Here is a 17715-nt window from a genome sequence, read left to right as displayed (position 1 = left end):
ACGCGCATGCCGGGCGACGGTGATGTCTGCCATCCGGGCGCGACCTGCAGGCCCAATCCTGCCATCTCCACCCGCGCGCGCTCACGTGACCTCCGTCAATGCGGTCGGTAGCCGCCCCCGACCCGGCTCTATCCTGGAACTCATGGCGCGCATCACCGGCACATGGCTCTCGGGCAATCCCACCGAAGGCGACGACGAGACAGCGGGTTACCCCGGCGAGCTCTACGGGTTGCCTCGCGAGGGCGCTGGCTCGCTGGCTCCGACGTGGCGGCGGGTGGTCGCGTTGTTCGTCGACTGGTTCATCGCGGTGGGTATCGCGGCCGTCATCACCGGCAGTTTCGCGTCGTCGTCGGTGCCGCTGCTGGTGTGGTTCGTGATCGGTGTGCTCGCGGTGACGCTGTTCGGGTTCACCCCCGGCCAGTACTTCCTGCGGATGCGGGTGGCGCGGATCGACGCGCCCGTGCCGGTCGGGTTCGTGCGCGCGCTGGCCCGGCAGGTGCTGGTGTTCTTCGTGGTGCCCGCCCTGTTCACCGATGCCGACGGCCGCGGCATGCACGATCAGGCCACCGGCACCGCGCTGGTCAACGCCCGCTGATCGAGCGCGCGGCGTGCGGCGCGGCCATACGATCAGGCCGTGTCACTGAATCCGGCCCTGTTGGCCGTACGTTTTCTGCTCGAACTGATCGCCATCACTTCGTTCGGGGTGTTCGGCTGGCGTGCCTTCGATTCCCCGTGGCGATATCTGCTCGTCGTGGTGCTGCCGGTCGCGGCGGCTGTGCTGTGGGGCACGCTCGCGGTCCCCGACGACCCGAGCCGCAGCGGTGACGCGCCGGTGCCGGTCCCCGGTCCGGTGCGGCTCGGGGTCGAGCTCGCGGTGCTGTTCGGCGGGGCCGCGGCCCTGTGGGCAGCGAGTCTGCCCCGATTGGCACTGATCTCGGCCGCTGTCCTCGTCGGCTATCACCTGCTGGCCTACGACCGTGTGCTGTGGCTGCTGACCGGCCGCACGTCCCAGGCCTGAAAAAGCGGCGAGCCCGTCACCTTGCACGGTGACGGGCTCGCGACGGGGTGGATCAGCGGCGACGGATGGCGCGCTGCATGCCCTTCATCTTCGCGCCGGGGGGCATCGGGCCCTTCGGCATCGCGGGACCGCCGCTGCGGGAGCTGAGGGCCGAGAGCCTGCCCTCGATCTGGTCGATCCGCTTGACGTCGATGTTGCGCGGCAGCTTGGTGAGGAACTTCTGCAGGTCCTTGAGCGGGGTCTGGCCTTCCTCGTTGCCGACGATCACCTCGTAGATGGGGGTGTCACCGATGAGGCGCCCGGTGCGCTTCTTCTCCTGCGCGATGAGCGACTTGACCCGCTGCGGCGAACCCTCGGCGACGAAGATGACGCCCGGCAGACCGATCACGCGGTGCACCGCGTCGAGCTGGGTGGTCGCGGCCACGCCGTTGGCGACCCGCCACTTGCCCTGCAGGTTCTCCAGCACCCACGCCGCCGCGCCCGCCTGGCCCTCGGCCTTGCGGTAGACGTTCTTCTGCACGCGCCGCCCGAAGATGATGAAGGCGAACAGCACACCGAGCAGCAGACCGAGCGGCAGCAGGAACCACTGCATGTCGAAGATCAGGCCGATGACGAAGAACACCACCGTCGTGGCCACGAGTGCGCCGATCATCAGCGGCAGCAGCGCCTTGTCTTCCTTGCGCTGCATGTTGAACGCCTGCCACAACTGCTGACGACGTTCGCGTGATGCCTGCTTGCGGGCCGCTTTAGCCGCGGCCTTGGCTTCCTTCGACGGCTTGCCGCCCTTGCCTCCTGCCATGGTGTTCAGCTTAGATGCACGCTCGCTCGCCGGTCGGACCGCATGACACTCGCGACGATTCGTCGCGCTTTCCGCCGCGTGTCCGGCGAGAATGGCGCAGGTGCGCCCGATCACCGACAACAGTGCCCACTCCCCCGTCACCGACGGTGCCGACGACGAGGTGGCCGAACGGCTGGCCGCGGCCCTGCGCTGCGCCACGGTCTCGGCCGACGATCCCGCCCGCAGCGCCGACGCCGAGTTCGCCCGCCTGGCCGAGCACCTCGAGGCCGCGTTTCCGCTGACCCACGCCGAGCTCGAGCTCACCGTGTTCGGCCGCAGCAGGCTCTACCGCTGGCCGGGCGTCGAGGAGGGTGTGTCGGCGATTCTGCTGGCCCATCAGGACGTGGTCCCGGCCGACGACCCGCAACGCTGGACCTATCCGCCGTTCGCCGGTGTGGTCGACGACGAGTTCATCTGGGGCCGGGGCGCGATCGACGACAAGAGCCGCGTGCTCGCCGTTCTCGAGGCCGTCGAGTGGGCATTGCGGAACGGGATCCGGCCGAGCCGCACGGTCTACCTGGCCTTCGGTCACGACGAGGAGGTGTTCGGTGACGGCGGCGCTGTGCGTATGGCCGGGCACCTGCGCGACCTCGGCGTACGGGCCGATCTGCTGCTCGACGAGGGCGGTGTCATCACCGACGGGGTCGCCGACGGCGTCGACCGGCCGGTCGCCAGCATCATGCTCGGCGAGAAGGGCTACGCGACGGTGCGGCTTTCGGTGACCGAGACCGGCGGCCACTCCTCGATGCCCGGGCGCCAGACCGCGGTCGGCAGGCTGGCTCGCGCGGTGGCCCGGGTGCAGGACCGGCCGATGCCGTTGCGGCTGACGCCGGTGATCGCCGACATGCTGGCCCGGATGCGCGTGGCCCTGCCCGGGCCACGCCGCAAGCTGCTCGGGCTCACCGATTCCGAGGTGCTGTCGCGGCTCGCGGCACCGCTGCTCACCCGGATCATGGCGCTGGCTCCCAGCACCGAAGCGCTCGTGCGCACGACGACGGCACCCACGGTGATCGCGGGTGGGGTGAAGGCCAATGTGCTGCCGCAGAGCGCGGAGGCGCTGGTGAATTTCCGTATCCTGCCCGGTGATTCGGTCGCGGCCGTCCTCGCGCACTGCCGCCGGGTGATCGGCGACGACGGCGTGACGGTCGAACTCGTCGGCCCCACCTCCGAGCCGTCACGGGTCGACGGCCCCGGGCCCGCGTACGAACTGATCGCCGAGCTCGCCACCGGCCTGGTGCCAGGCATCGTCACCACCACCGGTCTGGTGCCGGGTGCCACCGATTCGCGCCACTACGACGATCTGGTCGAAACGCGCTGTAATTTCGCGCCGATTGTGCTCGACGCCAAAGACCTGGAGCGGATACACGGAACCGACGAACGGATCTCGCGGCTCAACTACGCTCGGCTGATCGAATTCAACCGGCGTCTGATCCAGCGGCTCGCCGCACCGAGCGACCGGCCCGAGCAGGCCGCGTCCACCGACCGGACAGCGCCCGAGCCGACAGGAACGCAGCAATGACCACCGAGACCGGTGAATTCGCGGGCAACGGCGGGCGGATCGCCTGGCGCGCATGGCAACCCGACGCGCCGCGAGCCGTGGTGACACTGGTCCACGGCGTGGCCGAACATTCCGGCCGCTACGAATATGTCGGTGCCGCGCTGGCCGAGGCCGGGTTCGCGGTGTACGCCCTCGACCATGTCGGGCACGGGCACTCGGCGGGTCACCGGGCCAATATCGGTTCGATGGATGCCGCCGCCGACAATGTGGCGGCCCTGCTGGAAATCGCCGGTGCCGCCAACCCCGGCCTGCCACGCTTCCTGCTCGGGCATTCGATGGGCAGTCTCGTCGTCCTGCATCTGGCCACCCGCGCGGCCGTCGACGTGACGGGTGTCGTGGTGTCCGCACCGCCGCTCGACATCCCGCTCGGCAATCCGGTGCAGCGTGCGGCGGCGCCACTGCTCACCCGGTTCGCCCCGAATCTCGGTGTGCTGAAACTGGATTCGTCGGAGATCAGCCGCGATCCCGAGGTGGTCCGCGCCTACGACAACGACCCGCTGGTGTTCCGAGGGAAGCTGCCCGCGCGCACAGCCGTCGAGATCCTGCGCCACACCGAACTGGTGAAGCAGCGCCTCGGCTCGCTCACCGCACCGCTGCTCGTGCTGCACGGCACCGGCGACGCGATCGCCGCGCCGTCGAGCGCCGACGTGCTGGAACGCGACGCGGGGTCGGCCGACAAGACCGTGCGCCGCTATGCGGGCTACTACCACGAGGTCTTCAACGAACCCGAGCGCGACGAGGTGATCGGCGACGTCGTCGAGTGGCTCACGAACCATATTACCGACAAGTAACTTGTCGCCTAGTAGACTCCGACCATGGGAAACACCACTTCCGGCGCCGTCGCCTTCGTCCGCGCCAGCTGGCACAGTTCCATCGTCAACAAAGCACACGAGGGCTTCCTCGCCGAGTACGCCGACCTGGGCTTCGACCAGGCGGTGGTCGAGGTGTTCGACGTGCCGGGCGCCTTCGAGATCCCGCTGCACGCCAAGCGCCTGGCCACCACCGGCCGCTACGAGGCGATCGTCGCCGCCGCATTGGTCGTCGACGGCGGCATCTACCGCCACGACTTCGTCGCCTCGGCGGTGATCGACGGGCTGATGCGCGTGCAACTCGACACCGATGTGCCGGTGTTCTCGGTGGTGCTCACCCCGCACCACTTCCACGAGCACAGCGAGCACGTGGACTACTACACCAACCACTTCGTGACGAAGGGAGCCGAGGCCGCCCGCGCGGTGGCGAACACCCTCAGCTCCCTTCGATCGCTGCCGGTTTCCTGATTTACTCGAACTGAGTCCAGCAGACCTGCTCGCCCTGCAGGACGCCGGTGCGGAAGGCCTCGAGGCGCTGGTATCCGCTCGGCACCACCTTGCCGTCGACATCGCTGGCGGCGAGGCCGTCGGCGAGCAGGCCGGAGACCGCTTCGTCGAGGTCACCCGCCGACAGTCGCGGATCACTGCCCGGCTCACTGAGTTTCGTGGTGAGCGCACCCGACAGGCAGGCCGTGCGAAGGCCGGCGGTGGCCGCGCCGGTCAGCGAGACCTTCCGATCCTGTTGCAGCGCAAGGGCGTAGCGGGAGACGAACACCACGGCGGCGTTGTAGTCGCCGGTGACGACCGCCGACAGCGGTTCCTCCTCACCGCTCGCGCCTTCTCCGGCCCGCTTGGCCATGGCGGGCACGTCGGTGCCGATGGTGTTGGACGACGGGCAGTACGAGACCGGTTCGGTCGTGGTCGTTTTCGCGCAGTTGCGGGTGACGCCGCTGTAGTCGAACTTGGGCGCGTTCTGCACCGGCATCGACTTGCCGAGCTGGGTGGCGAGCGTGCTGAGCGTTTCCTGGTCCACCGGCAACTGCTTGTCGCGCTCGTCCTCCTCGAAGGTGACCGGCAGCCCCTCGCGGCGCTTGGCGATCTCGTCCTTGTCGATGGCCTTGCACGCCTTGGCGCCGTCGGTGTACCCCATCTGCACCGCGGTGACCCGCTCGAACGCCGAGCCGTGGATGGCGTCGGGGTCGTTGGGGTCGCGGTCGCGCACGGCGACGGTCGCGCCGAGGACACCGTTGAGGCCGTCGGTGGTGTTGAGGGTGAAGTGCTTCGAATTGCCTTCGGCCACATGGCGGAGGAACACACCGGCCAGGCAGTCGGCCTGCTGTTCCTTCACCAGGCCGTCCATCAGGAAGCCGCGCAGCAGGTCGGCCTGCGCCTGGATGGCGTGCCCGTACTCGTGGGCCAGCACCATCACCACCGACATCTCTTTGTACTTGTCGACCAGCAGCGGCAGCAGCACCTCACGGTCCCAGCCGATGGTGTGGTCGAGCGGGCAGTACGCGGCATTGACCAGCTTGTAGGTGCTACCGAAGCAGAACTCCACCGACTCGGCCTCCGAGGCACGCGCCGACCAGGAGATGTACTTCGAAGCCGGTTTGAAGTCGCCGCGGAAAGTCTTGGAATACTCCCCCTGCCAGTACTCTTCGATGTCGGCGATCGCGTTCATCGCGAGCTTGTCGATGGCACCGTTGTCGGTGTTCTCGGCCTTCTTGTCGGTGTCGGGCACACCCGGGCGCGGGCCGCTCGGCCCCTCGCTCGAGGTCGCGCCCGCCACCTCCCACGGGTTGTCCTGCGTAGGTACCGCCTGGTCGCCGGTGACGGTGTTCGCCGTCGAGCAACCGGTGACCAGCACCCCCACACTCATCAGTGCCGCGGCCACGGCCACGCCGAACCGATGTCTTCTCATACGCTGTCCTCCCCGGAAATGACGCGGACACGAAGCCTCCGCTGTCGAGCGCTCACATGGTAATCCAGAAGTGTCAGCGGTCCATTCGGAGCGTGGCGAGCACAGCGCGATGGTCGGTTCCCGGAAGGGTCAGTGTGCGAACGTCTTCGGCGACGCCACCGGCGACGAGCACGTAGTCGATACCGAGCAACGGACCCCAGCGGCGGTCGGCGGGGTAGGTGAGCAGGATGCCGTCGCCGGTCTGGTCGGCGGCCGAGGCGAACGGGCCGTCGAGCAGTGCCCGGTAGGCCGAATGATTCTGGGTCGCGTTGAAATCCGCGCCGACGATCGCGGGCGCGCTGGTGGCGGCGAGGATCTCGTCGACCCGGCGCATCTCGTTCGACCACGCCACGAAGTCCAGGTTCGGCGGCATGGGATGGAAGGCGAACACCGAGATCGGACCGCGCTGCGGGTGTTCCATGGTCGCGCCGAGGTTGCTCATCACGAATCCGTCGAACTTCTCGGTGTCGCGCAAGGGATAGCGGCTGTAGATCCCGGTGCCACCCCCGCCCGCGTGGGCCGCTTCGAGGTAGACGTGCGGAAGCTGCTCCTCCAGCCCGGCCGCGCGCAGCGCCGTGATCGCGTCGAAGGTCAGTTCCTCGACGGTGAGTAGATCGACATCGTTGTCGCGCACCGTCGAGACCACCGCTTTCGGGTCGGCCTTGCCGAAGAGGATGTTCGACTGCAGCACAACTACTTCCGGCCCGTCGGCGGCACGCGCCTCGGGCACATAGGACGGCACGACCAGCGCACCGGCCCCCACCAGCACCGCGGCCCCCGCGGCGGCGCTGCGCCACCCGCGCGCGAGCATCAGCAACACCACCCCCACCACGGCACCGAGCATCAACCACATCGCCCCCGAAGCCAGCAAGACCAACGTTCTCTGCTGCCAGTTCCCGACGTGCAACACGATCCCGGCCACCGCCGCGATCACTGCGCCCCACCCCAGGACGAGCAGCGCTCGATCCATCCATTCACGCATCATGCGAGCAGCCTAAGCGGGCACGCATCGGGTCTGGATGTGGTGCCTCTGAGGATTCTCTGAGGGGCCTACACTGGCCGCCGAGAAGGAGGTGGCCGTGTACATCGAACAATTCAGTGCCGCCGGACAGCTCACCGAGCAGGCGATCGAGGACCTGATGACCGTCGCGACGAGCCGCACCCCCGCGATCACGGTGACCGTCGGTACCAGGACCGTTCAGCTGCCGGTCCTGCCCGTCTGCTGGCCGGAACTCGACGTCCGTGCGGGCACCCCGATCACCGTGGAAACGGCCGACCCCGATGCCCTGCGCGAGTTCGTCACGACCTTCCAGCGCGTGACCGGTGCGCCGGACTAGAGCGGCATGCCCGCTTCGATCCAGTTGTAGGCCTGGATCTTTCGCGACGCCGGATCGTTGACGACCTGGTTGATGAGGTCGTTGATCTGATCGGTCGACAGCGGATAACCGTAGTGTTCGGCCGCGCCCGCCGAGGCCCAGAGCGAAGCGAACAGGCCAGGCCCGCCCAGGATGTGGGTGAGCGCGTTGGCCACCTCGTCGACGGTATCGATGACGCCGTGCACCAGGGCGATCGCGATGTCCTCGTCACCGGGGACCGCACCGGGCGCCAGCGCACCGGACTCGACCGCCCGCGCGGCGAGCCACTCACGCGGGATCAGCGGGTTGGAGCCGATGGCATCGCCGAGGTAGTAGCGCCATTCACCGGGGTTGCCCTGGTCGAAGGCGTGGATGTAGAAGGTGCGCGTGAGCGCCCACAGCGCGATGTAGCGCAACGCGACCTGTTCGGGGCTCAGTTCCACCACCTCGGGACCGCTCGCCCGGTCCTGCTCGAGCAGCCCCCACGAGTAGGTGAACCAGACCAGTTCGGAATTGCCGACCCAGGTGGCGGGCAGCCGTTCGGCCAGCGCGGCCACATCGGCGGCGGGGCCGTCGAACCCGGGAGCACCGGACGCCTCGGCGCGCAGGTTCTCCACGTAGCCGCGCAGGGCGTCGACGGAGGTGAACACCGCGTAGCCCAGCTGGGAGAAGCGGGTGAGGTCGGCATCGGCCGGTTCGAGCAGCAGCACCACGGGCATCCCGACACCGGGCTGCAGGCCCTCGGGCCAGAACGCCTCCGCCACCGCGAGTTCACGGCCGGTGATGGGGTCGGAGACCTCGCTGTCGAGCAGCGGGAAACCGAAACCGTCGGCGACGAGATCCTCGACGAGGGCATTCACCTGGTCGACGGCCGGGTCACCGACCGTGACACCGGCAACGCCGACAGTCAGCAGCGTCGGCCGGTGCAGGTTGCCCGTACGCAGCTTCTCCAGGAACGTATCGGCCGCCCGCGACAGCTGCATGCGCCGCGCGCGCAGGAATTCGCGATAGTTCTCCACGCGCCAGAGGTTGGGGTCGGTGGGTATCCACTGTGAGGCGAGGACGCCCGGGTTGCGCCGCTCCATCTCCGCGAAGTAGTCGGCCGGTTCGCGCTCGCCCACTTCGGCTTCCGAGCCGGGACTCAGGAAGCAGAAGTTGGCGATCGCATTGATCTCGTTGCGTTCGTAGCCGTATTCGCGCAGCAGGGTTTTGGGGAACAGGTAATGCACCTGCACCGGGGTGCGGTCGCCGAACTGTTCGATGCCGAGTTCGGTTCCGGTGCCGAGATCGCGCGAACCGTCCACGCGGGTGAGCAGGTACAGCAGCGGGTAGAAGCGCGAACCGCGGGTGGCGCCTGCGAAGTCGTCGGCGCACAGGTCGAGCGAGCCGCCGCGCAGGCGTTCCAGGGAGGCGATCAGCGCGTCGATACCGCCGCGTTCGAGGGTGTCGTAGTCCTGCTGCAGGAAAGTCTCGGTCGACCCGCTGAAGCGGCCCCACAGCGCCGAATGGATGTACCAGTACAGCACCCGGTCGCGGTGCAGGTCGTTGTCGAACTGCCCGCCGTTGAGGAAAAGCAGCCGGGTGATGACCGGAATCGCGTAGCGGCCCATCAGGACTCGGTCGTGGTCGAGGCCGAGCCTACCCGCGACGGTGTCGAGGAAGGTGTCGACCTGGCGCGCCGACTCGCTCAGCGCCAGCTCGAATTCGGCGGGCCCGAGGTCGCCGAGCGCGTCGAAATGCGAGCGGCCGTTGCCGACCGCGATCACATTGCGCAGCAACCAGTCGAGGGTGAAGGTGTAGCCGTCCTTGTCCCAGCGGATGAGGTGATCGCGCAGGTTGCCGCGCGCCTGCGGCCACTGGGCGCACAGGGTGGCCAGCGCCAGGTCGCCCTTGGAGAGTTTGGTGCCACCGGAGTTCACCCGGTTGAAGATGTCGACCACCTCGTCGACCGTGCGGTCCGAGCCGGTGATGGTCTCGACATTGAACTCGCGATGGGTGATCTCGCGCAGCTTGTTCAACCGGTCCAGGTACAACGCCAGCGTTTCCGGCGACTCGTCGGGGAACCGGGACATGTAGTGCATCGGGCCGAGCGCGAACAGTTCGGTGACATCGATCCACGCCGGACTGATGTCGCGACCGGGCACCTGGAACTCGAAAAGCTCACGCTCGACATCGAAATGGAGGCCGGTGAACGCGACCGCGTCGCCCTCGAAGAACGACGGCGCCTTCCCGCGCACGATGCCGTAGAGGGTGGTGATGCGCTGCTGGCCGTCGAGCAGCAACTGCCGCAGGCCCGAGCCGGCGGCCGTGCCGCGCACCGCGATGTCGTCGGATCCCGTCTCCCACACCAGCAAGCCACCGACCGGGTACCCCAGGTACAGCGACCGCATGAGCCCACGCACCTGATCGCGGTTCCACACGTACCCGCGCTGGAACTCCGGCAGCAGCACGGCCCCGGAATCGATCTGGTCGAGCAGGGTGGACAGACGTGTCACGACAGCCTTTCGATCGCGTTCTCCCAGCGGCGAACCGCCCCATCGTCGCACGGATCGTACCGACAGGCTCCGACATCCCAGCGCCCGAACAGGACTGGCGGGTCGAGTGCCGCGCTACCCGGTCCCGGCCACCGCGGCACGGAACTCCGCCGAGGCGTAGAACGGTGCGAGCCTGCGCCGCAACAGTGCGTCGAGATAGCCGCGTTCGTCGAGCTTTTCGAGCACCGACGGGCCGAAACGCAGTGCCTCCTCCATGATGTCGGCGCGGCTCACGCCGAGCTCGGCCAGGAGTTCGGTGAGCGCGGTGTCGCCGTACTTGTCGAAGACGTGGTCGATGCCCTCGTCGAGCAGCGCGTGGAAGTAATCGGTGTCGCGGAACGAGCGCCAGAACTCGAAGGCGAGCACGACGATGTCCTCGACGTCGTCGGCCGAGACCACCTCACGGAACGTGCCGACCGAATCGCCGACGTGCTTGCGCCAGGTCTCGCGGGCGGTGTCGATGAGTACCTCGTCGGCGTCGTTGCTGTTGCCGCGCAACACGAATCGCGCACCGGTGCGGGTGATGCGGCCGACACCGTTCTCGATCACGGGCATCGCCGGTTCGGCCAGTCGCGACAGCGCCCCGCGCAGCGAGGCGGCCAGCCCGCCGCCCTCCACGTGACGCCCGTCGTCGACCGCGGTCACCACCGCGCGCTGCACGGCCTCCACGCAGGCGTCGACGGTGACGGGGCTGTTCAGCACCATGCGCAGCAGCCGGTGCGTCACCTCCATGCCCGCGATCGCGTCGACGAGGTCGTCGAAGTGGCGGGTGTCGACCACCTCGCCGACCTCGATCTCGTCGTTGACGCGATGGTTGTACAACCGCGCGGCTACCTCACCGACGAGTTCGGGGATGGCGCCCTCGACGGGGAACTGCACCGCGTACTTGTGCGCGACGGCCTTGATCTGCTCGCGGGTGACGGCCTCGGCCAGGGTCAGCACGTCGGCCTCGGCGAGCGCGCCGTCCACCTCCTCGGTGATCAGTTCGAGAAAACCCGCGGGATCGCGCAGCCGCCGCTTCTCGAAGGCCACGTGTGCGTCGAGTACCCGCATGGCGAGGTCGATGTCCATGGTGCCCAGATTGGCACACTTCGCGGCGGCGGGTGAGCGAGGTCGAAGGATGACCGAAACCGCGTGCGACACGCCCGGGAATTTCCGCAGACTCCGCCCATACGGTGGTGTGATGCAGCCCAATGCGCGGTTTGCTGACGAGTGTGGCATACTTGGACGCTGAGACTGGGCTGATCGCAAGTGATCGCCGTGGCTCACCTACGGAAAAGACTTTTAAAAACATGACTCAAGGCACTGTTAAGTGGTTCAACGGCGAAAAGGGCTTCGGCTTCATCGCCCAAGACGGAGGCGGCCCCGACGTCTTCGTGCATTACTCGGCCATCGGCGGCTCGGGCTTCAAGTCGCTCGAAGAGGGCCAGCGCGTGGAGTTCGAGGTCGGTCAGGGCCAGAAGGGCCCCCAGGCTCAGGACGTCCGCGCCATCTGATTTCGGCGTGATGCTGTAGAAAGGCCCCGCACCACTGGTGCGGGGCCTTTCTCATGTCCTCATACCCCGAAGACACGCTCGACGACGGCCCGGGCCCGGCGCGTGATGCGCAGGTAGTTGTCGAGGAATTCGCTGCCGTCGTCGTTGGGCCAGCCGGCCACGCGCGCCACCGCCGACAACAATCGACCGGGACCGGGCAGCTGATCGGTCGGCTTGCCCTTCACCAGCACCAGCGCGTTACGGGCCGCCGTCGCCGTGAGCCACGATTCCCGCAGCAGCGCAACGTCTTCCGGCTCGAGGATGCCCTCGGCCTCGATCACGTCGAGCGACTGCAGTGTCGAGGTGTTGTGCAGGGCGGGCACCTCGTGGGCGTGCCGCAACTGCAGCAGTTGCACCGTCCACTCGATGTCGGCCAGGCCACCGCGACCGAGTTTGGTGTGGGTGGCGGGATTGGCGCCGCGCGGCAGCCGCTCGGAATCCACGCGCGCCTTGATCCGGCGGATCTCGCGCACCGCCTCGGGCGACACACCGCCTGCCGGGTAGCGCACCGGGTCGATGACATGCAGGAACCGCACACCAAGGTCCTGATCCCCCGCAACCTGGTGTGCGCGCAGCAGCGCCTGCACCTCCCACGACTGCGCCCACTGGGCGTAGTAGGCCTGATAGGCCGCGAGCGTGCGAACCAGGGCGCCTTGACGACCCTCGGGGCGCAGGCCCACATCGACCTGCAGCGGCGGATCGACACTCGGGGCACCGAGCAGCCGCTGCACGTTCTCGGCGACATTGGTCGCCCATTTCACCGCGGTCGTCTCGTCTTCGCCGGGCCGAGGATCGCACACGAACAGCACGTCGGCGTCGGAACCGTAGCCGAGTTCCTTGCCGCCGAGCCTGCCCATGCCGATCACCGCGATGTCGGCGGGCGCCGGTGCGCCACGCTCGGCTTCCGAGGCCCGGATGACCGCGCTGAGCGCCGCCTCGAGCACCGCGACCCACACCGACGACAGCGCCGCGCACACCTGCGGCACGTCGAGCATGCCGAGCAGGTCGGCCGAGGCGACCCGGGCCAGTTCGTGTCTGCGTAGCGAACGAGCCGCCGCCACAGCGCGTTTCGGGTCGTCGTAGCGGGCGGCGGCGGTCTGGATGCCGCGTGCCACGTCCTCGGGTTGCGGTCCGAGCAGCTGGGGTCCGCCCGGACCGTCGGCGTACATGCGGATGGTCTCGGGGGCGTTGATGAGCAGGTCGGGCAGGTACTCCGAGGAGCCGAGCACGATCATCAACCGCTGGGCGATGGCGCCCTCGTCGCGCAGTTCGCGCAGGAACCAGATCTGGTCGTCGAGCCCCTCCGACACCCGGCGGTACGCGAGCAGGCCCGCATCGGGATTCGGTGTGTCACCGAGCCATTCGAGCAGAGTCGGCAGCAGCAGCGCCTGGATGCGGCCCTTGCGCGACACTCCACCGGTGAGCGCCTTGAGGTGACCGAGCGCGTTCTCCGGGGCGGCGTAGCCGAGGGCGGCGAGCTGGCGCACGGCGGCGTCGGGGCTCAGGCGAAGCGCGTCGGAATCCATCCGGGCCACCGCGTCGAGCAGCGGCCGGTAGAACAGCTTGGCGTGCAGGCGGCGCACCCGCACCGCGTTGCGGCGGATCTCGGTGTCGAGCACGCCGACCGCGTCCTGGCGGCCGTCGGGCCGGATGTGGGCGGCGCGCGCCAGCCAGCGCATGCCTTCCTCGTCGTCGGCGGCGGGCAGGGTGTGTGTTCGTTTCAGCCGCTGCAGCTGCAGGCGGTGCTCGAGCAGGCGCAGGAATTCGTAGGAGGCGGTGAGATTGGCGGCGTCGTCGCGCCCGACGTACCCGCCCGCCGCGAGCGCGGTGAGCGCCTCGACGGTATTGGTGACGTGCAGCGAGTCGTCGACGCGCCCGTGCACCAATTGCAGTAGCTGCACAGCGAATTCGACATCTCGCAAGCTGCCCGCACCGAGTTTGAGTTCGCGTTCGCGCAGGTCGGCGGGCACCAGGTCTTCCACCCGGCGGCGCATGGCCTGCACGTCCGCGACGAAGTCGGTACGTTCGGAGGCGGCCCACACCATCGGCATGAGCGCGTCGCGGTACTGCTGTCCCAGTTCCAGATCGCCGGTCATCGGGCGGTTCTTCAGCAGGGCCTGGAACTCCCAGGTGCGCGCCCAGCGCTTGTAGTAGGCCAGGTGCGAATCGAGGGTGCGCACCAGCGCACCGGCCTTGCCCTCGGGGCGAAGCGCGGCGTCCACCTCGAAGAAGGCCGAGCTCGCGACACTCATCATCTCGGCGGCCAAGCGCGTGGCGGTGGCGTCGGCGGGCTCGGCGACGAAGACCACGTCCACGTCGCTCACGTAATTCAGTTCGCGCGCACCGCATTTGCCCATCGCGATCACCGCGAGACGCACCGGAACCTCGCCGTTCTTGCACACCCGTGCCACCGACACCGACAGGGCGGCGGTGAGCGCGGCGTCGGCCAGATCCGACAGGTGCCTGCCGACCACCTGATACGGCGGCACCGGTTCGTTCTCGACGGTGGAGGCCAGGTCGATCGCGGCGAGGAGCATGAGCTGATCGCGATACCGGTCACGCAGCAACGCGATCGACTCGGGACCGGAGATACCTGCCCGGAACAGCATGGGTCCCGCGTTGGGGCCGGTCTCGGGTTTCGCATCGACGGCGTCGAGCAGGTCGGCGATCAGTTCGTCGCGATCAGGAAGCCGACCGGCGCGCAGCACTTTCCAGCGCCGCGGTACGGCGACGAGGTGGTCGCCGAACGCCGTCGAGGAACCGAGCAGCGCGAAGAGCCTGCCACGCAGCGTCGTTTCGGAACGGATCGCCGAATCCAGTTCGCCCCAGTCGTTTCCGAGCGCTTCGCGCAACCGCACGAGCGTGGACAGGGCCAGATCGGCGTCGGGCGAACGTGACAGCGCCCAGAGCACGGGCACGCCGTCGACATTGTCCCAGCCGAGCTGGTGCAGGGAGTCCGCCGCGGTGGGTTCGAGTAACCCGAGCCGACCTACGCCGGGAACAGCGGAGCGGGCAGTCGGTGGCCGGACCATGCGTCAAAACTTACATGGTCCTGGCAACGACAGCGTCACGCCGGATCCCCCGGCGCAGGAATCACAGGCTGAGGTATTCCTTGAGCTCCCAGGGGGTGACCTGGCTGCGGTAGTCGGCCCATTCGCGGCGCTTGTTGCGCAGGAAGAAGTCGAAGACGTGCTCGCCGAGGGTCTCGGCGACCAGCTCCGAGCGCTCCATCGCCTGTAGTGCCTCGTCGAGGGTGCCCGGCAGCGAGCGGAAGCCCATCGCGCGGCGCTCGGCGTCGGTCAGCGACCACACGTCGTCCTCTGCCTCGGGCGGCAGGTTGTACCCCTTCTCGATGCCGCGCAGACCGGCCGCGAGCAGCACCGCGAAGGTGAGGTAGGGGTTGCAGGCCGAATCTGGGCTGCGGATCTCGACGCGCCGCGACGACGACTTGTTCGGCGTGTACATCGGCACGCGGACCAGCGCCGAGCGGTTCGAACGGCCCCACGACGCGGCAGTGGGGGCCTCGCCGCCGTGGATGAGGCGCTTGTAGGAGTTGACCCACTGGTTGGTGATCGCGCTGATCTCCGGGGCGTGCTCGAGGATGCCCGCGATGAACGAGCGAGCGGTGCTCGACAGGTTGTTGGGGTCGTCCGGGTCGGCGAAGGCGTTGGACTCGCCCTCGAACAGGCTCATGTGGGTGTGCATGGCCGAGCCGGGGTACTGGGAGAACGGCTTGGGCATGAACGTCGCGCGCACACCCTCGTCGATCGCCACCTCCTTGATGAGGTAGCGGAAGGTCATCACGTTGTCGGCCATCGATAGCGCGTCGGCGTAGCGTAGGTCGATTTCCTGCTGACCGGGCGCGCCCTCGTGGTGGCTGAACTCCACCGAGATGCCCATCGACTCGAGCGCGTCGATGGCGTGGCGGCGGAAGTTGGGGGCGGAGTCGTGCACGGCCTGGTCGAAGAAGCCGCCGTTGTCGGCGGGCATCGGCTGGTAGCCGTCCTTGAGCTGGTTCTCCAACAGGAAGAACTCGATCTCGGGGTGCACGTAGCAGCTGAACCCCACGTCGGCGGCCTTGTTCAGCTGACGGCGCAGCACGTGGCGCGGGTCGGCCCACGACGGCGAACCGTCGGGCATGGTGATGTCGCAGAACATGCGCGCCGAATGCTGGTGGCCCTTGGAGCTGGCCCAGGGCAGCACCTGGAAGGTCGACGGATCGGGCCGCGCGACCATGTCCGCCTCGGACACGCGCGCGAAGCCTTCGATGGCCGAGCCGTCGAAGCCGATGCCCTCCTCGAAGGCGCCTTCGAGCTCGGCGGGGGCGATGGCGACGGACTTGAGGTAGCCCAGCACGTCGGTGAACCAGAGACGTACGAAGCGGATGTCCCGCTCTTCGAGCGTCCGCAGCACGAATTCCTTCTGGCGATCCATACGGCGAGCGTAGGCACCCGGCGTTAAATCCGTGTTACATACGCCGACTCGTTTGCTATCACGTCACATCGTCCGCACTTCTCACCTGGCGTGACCGGGCGGTGTGCGCGGTCTCTCACCCGCCGCAGGTGAGTCCGGGCGCGGGCGTGGCGAGTTCGGTGAGGTAGGCGATGACGGCGTCGTCGAGGCATCGGTCACCGGCGACGAGGGCGGCGGTGTGCCGGTTGCCCCGGAAGGTGACGAGCGCGGCGCCGAGTTGCTCGGCCAGGTCGACACCGGCCTGGTACGGGGTGGCCGGGTCCTCGGTGGTGGAGACGACCACGATCTTCGCGACGCCGGGCGCCGATACCCGGTGCGGTTCGCTCGTGTTCGGCACCGGCCAGGACGCGCACAGTTCCAGCGGAGCGGCGCCGGTACCCTTGCCGTCGTCGAGAAAGGGTGCGGCCCTGCGGTATTCGGCGTCCTGACGGGCCACGACCGCGGGGTCGGTGATGCGCGGGTCGTCGACGCAGCGGATGGCGTTGAACGCGTCCTGGGTGTTGGCGTAGGTGCCGTCGGCCCGGCGGCCGTCGTAGAGGTCGGCCAGTTGCAGCAGGGTGTCCCCCGTGCCGCCCTGCAGCTCGGTGAGGCCGCGGGTGAGCAGGGGCCACATCTCGTCGCTGTAGAGGGCCTGCTGGACACCGGTGATGGCGTCGTTGTAGCTCAGGCCGCGCGGATCCTCGGTGCGGGCCGGGGCGGCTTGCAGCGGGTCGACGAGTTGCCGGAAGCGGGCGACGGCGCCGGCGGGGTCGGTGCCGAGCGGGCAGTCGGCGCTTTGGGCGCAGTCGGCGGCGTAGGCGTCGAACACGCCTTGGAAGCCGGCCGCCTGGCGCAGCGATTCCTGCACCGGCTCCTGGGAGGAGTCGACGGCGCCGTCGAGGACCATCGCGCGCACGTTCTGCGGGTACTTCTCGGCGTAGGCGGCGCCGAGGCGGGTGCCGTAGGAGTAGCCGAGGTAGGTCAGTTTCGCGTCACCGAGGGCGGAGCGCAGCACGTCCATGTCCTGGACGACTTCGCGGGTGCCGACATGGCCGAGCAGATCGAGGCCCGAGCGCTCGGCGCAACGACCGGCGTATTCGCGGTTCTCGGCTTCGGCCTCGGCGATGCCCGCGGGGGTGTTGTCGGTGGGTGGTTCGGCGCGCTCGGCATCGGCTTCGGGCGGGGTCAGGCAGACGATCGCGGGCAGCGACGAGCCGACGCCGCGCGGATCGAACCCGATGCGATCGAATCGTTCGGCCAGCTCGGTGCGGTGTCCGACGGTGACCATCGACAGCCCGGAGACGCCTGGGCCGCCCGGGTTCATCAGCAGCGACCCGATCTTGTCTCCCCTGGCCGGGATGCGCGACAGGGCGATCTGGGCGGTCGGGCCGTCGGGCCGGGCGTAATCGATCGGCACGGTGACGCGCGCGCACTGGGTGCTCGGCGGCAGCCGTTCCTCCGGGCTGCCGAACTCCTCGCAGGAACCCCAGTCGATGCGCTGTTCGTAGAAATTGTTCAGGCCGGGGGGTGACGGCGGCAGCGGAGTGGGCGGGGTGGCGCTGTCGCTGCCGGTTCCGCATCCGGTGGCGACCAGCGCGCAGATCGCGCCGAGAACAACGACGAGCCTGCTTCGCTGCACAGTTGGCCAACCTTTCC

15 protein-coding genes are annotated in these 17715 nt (G+C 68.6%); 7 read left to right on the top strand and 8 right to left on the bottom strand.

Annotated elements, in window-relative coordinates; translation table 11 throughout:
• Positions 1–142: 142 nt before the first annotated feature.
• Both ACWEVR_RS26200 and ACWEVR_RS26195 read left to right on the top strand, forming a co-directional pair.
• Entirely contained in the window at positions 143–595 is a 453-nt protein-coding gene (locus tag ACWEVR_RS26200; RefSeq protein ID WP_067487354.1) for an RDD family protein, read from the top strand.
• A gap of 39 nt (positions 596–634) precedes the next feature.
• A complete protein-coding gene (locus tag ACWEVR_RS26195; RefSeq protein WP_452469113.1) occupies positions 635–1018 on the top strand; it encodes a YrdB family protein in 384 nt (127 codons plus the stop codon).
• A gap of 52 nt (positions 1019–1070) precedes the next feature.
• On the opposite strand, the gene ACWEVR_RS26190 is transcribed toward ACWEVR_RS26195, so the two are convergent.
• The gene (locus ACWEVR_RS26190; protein WP_067487348.1) at positions 1071–1817 is read right to left on the bottom strand and encodes a DUF4191 domain-containing protein; all 747 of its coding nucleotides are present in this window, start codon (positions 1815–1817) and stop codon (positions 1071–1073) included.
• A gap of 100 nt (positions 1818–1917) precedes the next feature.
• Between ACWEVR_RS26190 and ACWEVR_RS26185 the strand changes: the two genes are divergently transcribed.
• Genes ACWEVR_RS26185 through ACWEVR_RS26175 form a run of 3 tightly spaced genes read left to right on the top strand, consistent with a single transcriptional unit; the run spans position 1918 to position 4691 of the window.
• Positions 1918–3375, top strand: coding sequence for a M20/M25/M40 family metallo-hydrolase (locus ACWEVR_RS26185; protein ID WP_452469112.1), 1458 nt, complete (start codon positions 1918–1920; stop codon positions 3373–3375).
• Positions 3372–4205 (top strand): alpha/beta hydrolase, encoded by an 834-nt coding sequence (locus tag ACWEVR_RS26180; protein WP_452469111.1) that lies wholly within the window; start codon positions 3372–3374, stop codon positions 4203–4205. Before ACWEVR_RS26185 ends, ACWEVR_RS26180 begins: the two co-directional genes overlap by 4 nt.
• 24 nt (positions 4206–4229) lie before the next feature.
• Positions 4230–4691: a 6,7-dimethyl-8-ribityllumazine synthase gene (locus tag ACWEVR_RS26175; RefSeq protein ID WP_452469110.1), complete on the top strand. Its 462-nt coding sequence runs from the start codon at positions 4230–4232 to the stop codon at positions 4689–4691.
• 1 nt (position 4692) lies between these two features.
• On the opposite strand, the gene ACWEVR_RS26170 is transcribed toward ACWEVR_RS26175, so the two are convergent.
• Positions 4693–6144 carry a metallopeptidase gene (locus ACWEVR_RS26170; protein WP_452469109.1) on the bottom strand — a complete coding sequence of 484 codons (1452 nt, stop codon included), beginning with the start codon at positions 6142–6144 and terminating at the stop codon, positions 4693–4695.
• 73 nt (positions 6145–6217) lie between these two features.
• Positions 6218–7168: an endonuclease/exonuclease/phosphatase family protein gene (locus ACWEVR_RS26165; RefSeq protein WP_452469108.1), complete on the bottom strand. Its 951-nt coding sequence runs from the start codon at positions 7166–7168 to the stop codon at positions 6218–6220.
• A 94-nt stretch (positions 7169–7262) separates the two neighbouring features.
• On the opposite strand from ACWEVR_RS26165, the gene ACWEVR_RS26160 reads away from it, so the two are divergent.
• Positions 7263–7520 carry a hypothetical protein gene (locus ACWEVR_RS26160; RefSeq protein ID WP_452469107.1) on the top strand — a complete coding sequence of 86 codons (258 nt, stop codon included), beginning with the start codon at positions 7263–7265 and terminating at the stop codon, positions 7518–7520.
• Here the strand turns inward: ACWEVR_RS26160 and ACWEVR_RS26155 are convergent.
• Complete coding sequence (locus ACWEVR_RS26155; RefSeq protein WP_452469106.1) at positions 7517–10033, bottom strand: GmrSD restriction endonuclease domain-containing protein; 2517 nt, start codon at positions 10031–10033, stop codon at positions 7517–7519. The genes ACWEVR_RS26160 and ACWEVR_RS26155 overlap by 4 nt on opposite strands.
• A gap of 114 nt (positions 10034–10147) precedes the next feature.
• Complete coding sequence (locus tag ACWEVR_RS26150) at positions 10148–11143, bottom strand: hypothetical protein (protein WP_452469105.1); 996 nt, start codon at positions 11141–11143, stop codon at positions 10148–10150.
• A gap of 221 nt (positions 11144–11364) precedes the next feature.
• Between ACWEVR_RS26150 and ACWEVR_RS26145 the strand changes: the two genes are divergently transcribed.
• A complete protein-coding gene (locus ACWEVR_RS26145) occupies positions 11365–11568 on the top strand; it encodes a cold-shock protein (protein ID WP_056821080.1) in 204 nt (67 codons plus the stop codon).
• A 59-nt stretch (positions 11569–11627) separates the two neighbouring features.
• Here the strand turns inward: ACWEVR_RS26145 and ACWEVR_RS26140 are convergent, their stop codons facing one another.
• From ACWEVR_RS26140 to ACWEVR_RS26130, 3 genes are all read right to left on the bottom strand, one after another.
• Complete coding sequence (locus ACWEVR_RS26140) at positions 11628–14639, bottom strand: bifunctional [glutamine synthetase] adenylyltransferase/[glutamine synthetase]-adenylyl-L-tyrosine phosphorylase (RefSeq protein ID WP_452469104.1); 3012 nt, start codon at positions 14637–14639, stop codon at positions 11628–11630.
• A 61-nt stretch (positions 14640–14700) separates the two neighbouring features.
• Positions 14701–16041 (bottom strand): type I glutamate--ammonia ligase, encoded by a 1341-nt coding sequence (gene glnA / locus ACWEVR_RS26135; RefSeq protein ID WP_067487327.1) that lies wholly within the window; start codon positions 16039–16041, stop codon positions 14701–14703.
• A 115-nt stretch (positions 16042–16156) separates the two neighbouring features.
• Positions 16157–17698, bottom strand: coding sequence for an alpha/beta hydrolase (locus tag ACWEVR_RS26130; RefSeq protein WP_452469103.1), 1542 nt, complete (start codon positions 17696–17698; stop codon positions 16157–16159).
• Positions 17699–17715: the final 17 nt, after the last annotated feature.

This window comes from Nocardia sp. NPDC003979, from assembly GCF_053605015.1.
Note: the sequence above shows the minus strand (reverse complement) of the source record. Positions and strands in the feature narration are given on the sequence as shown.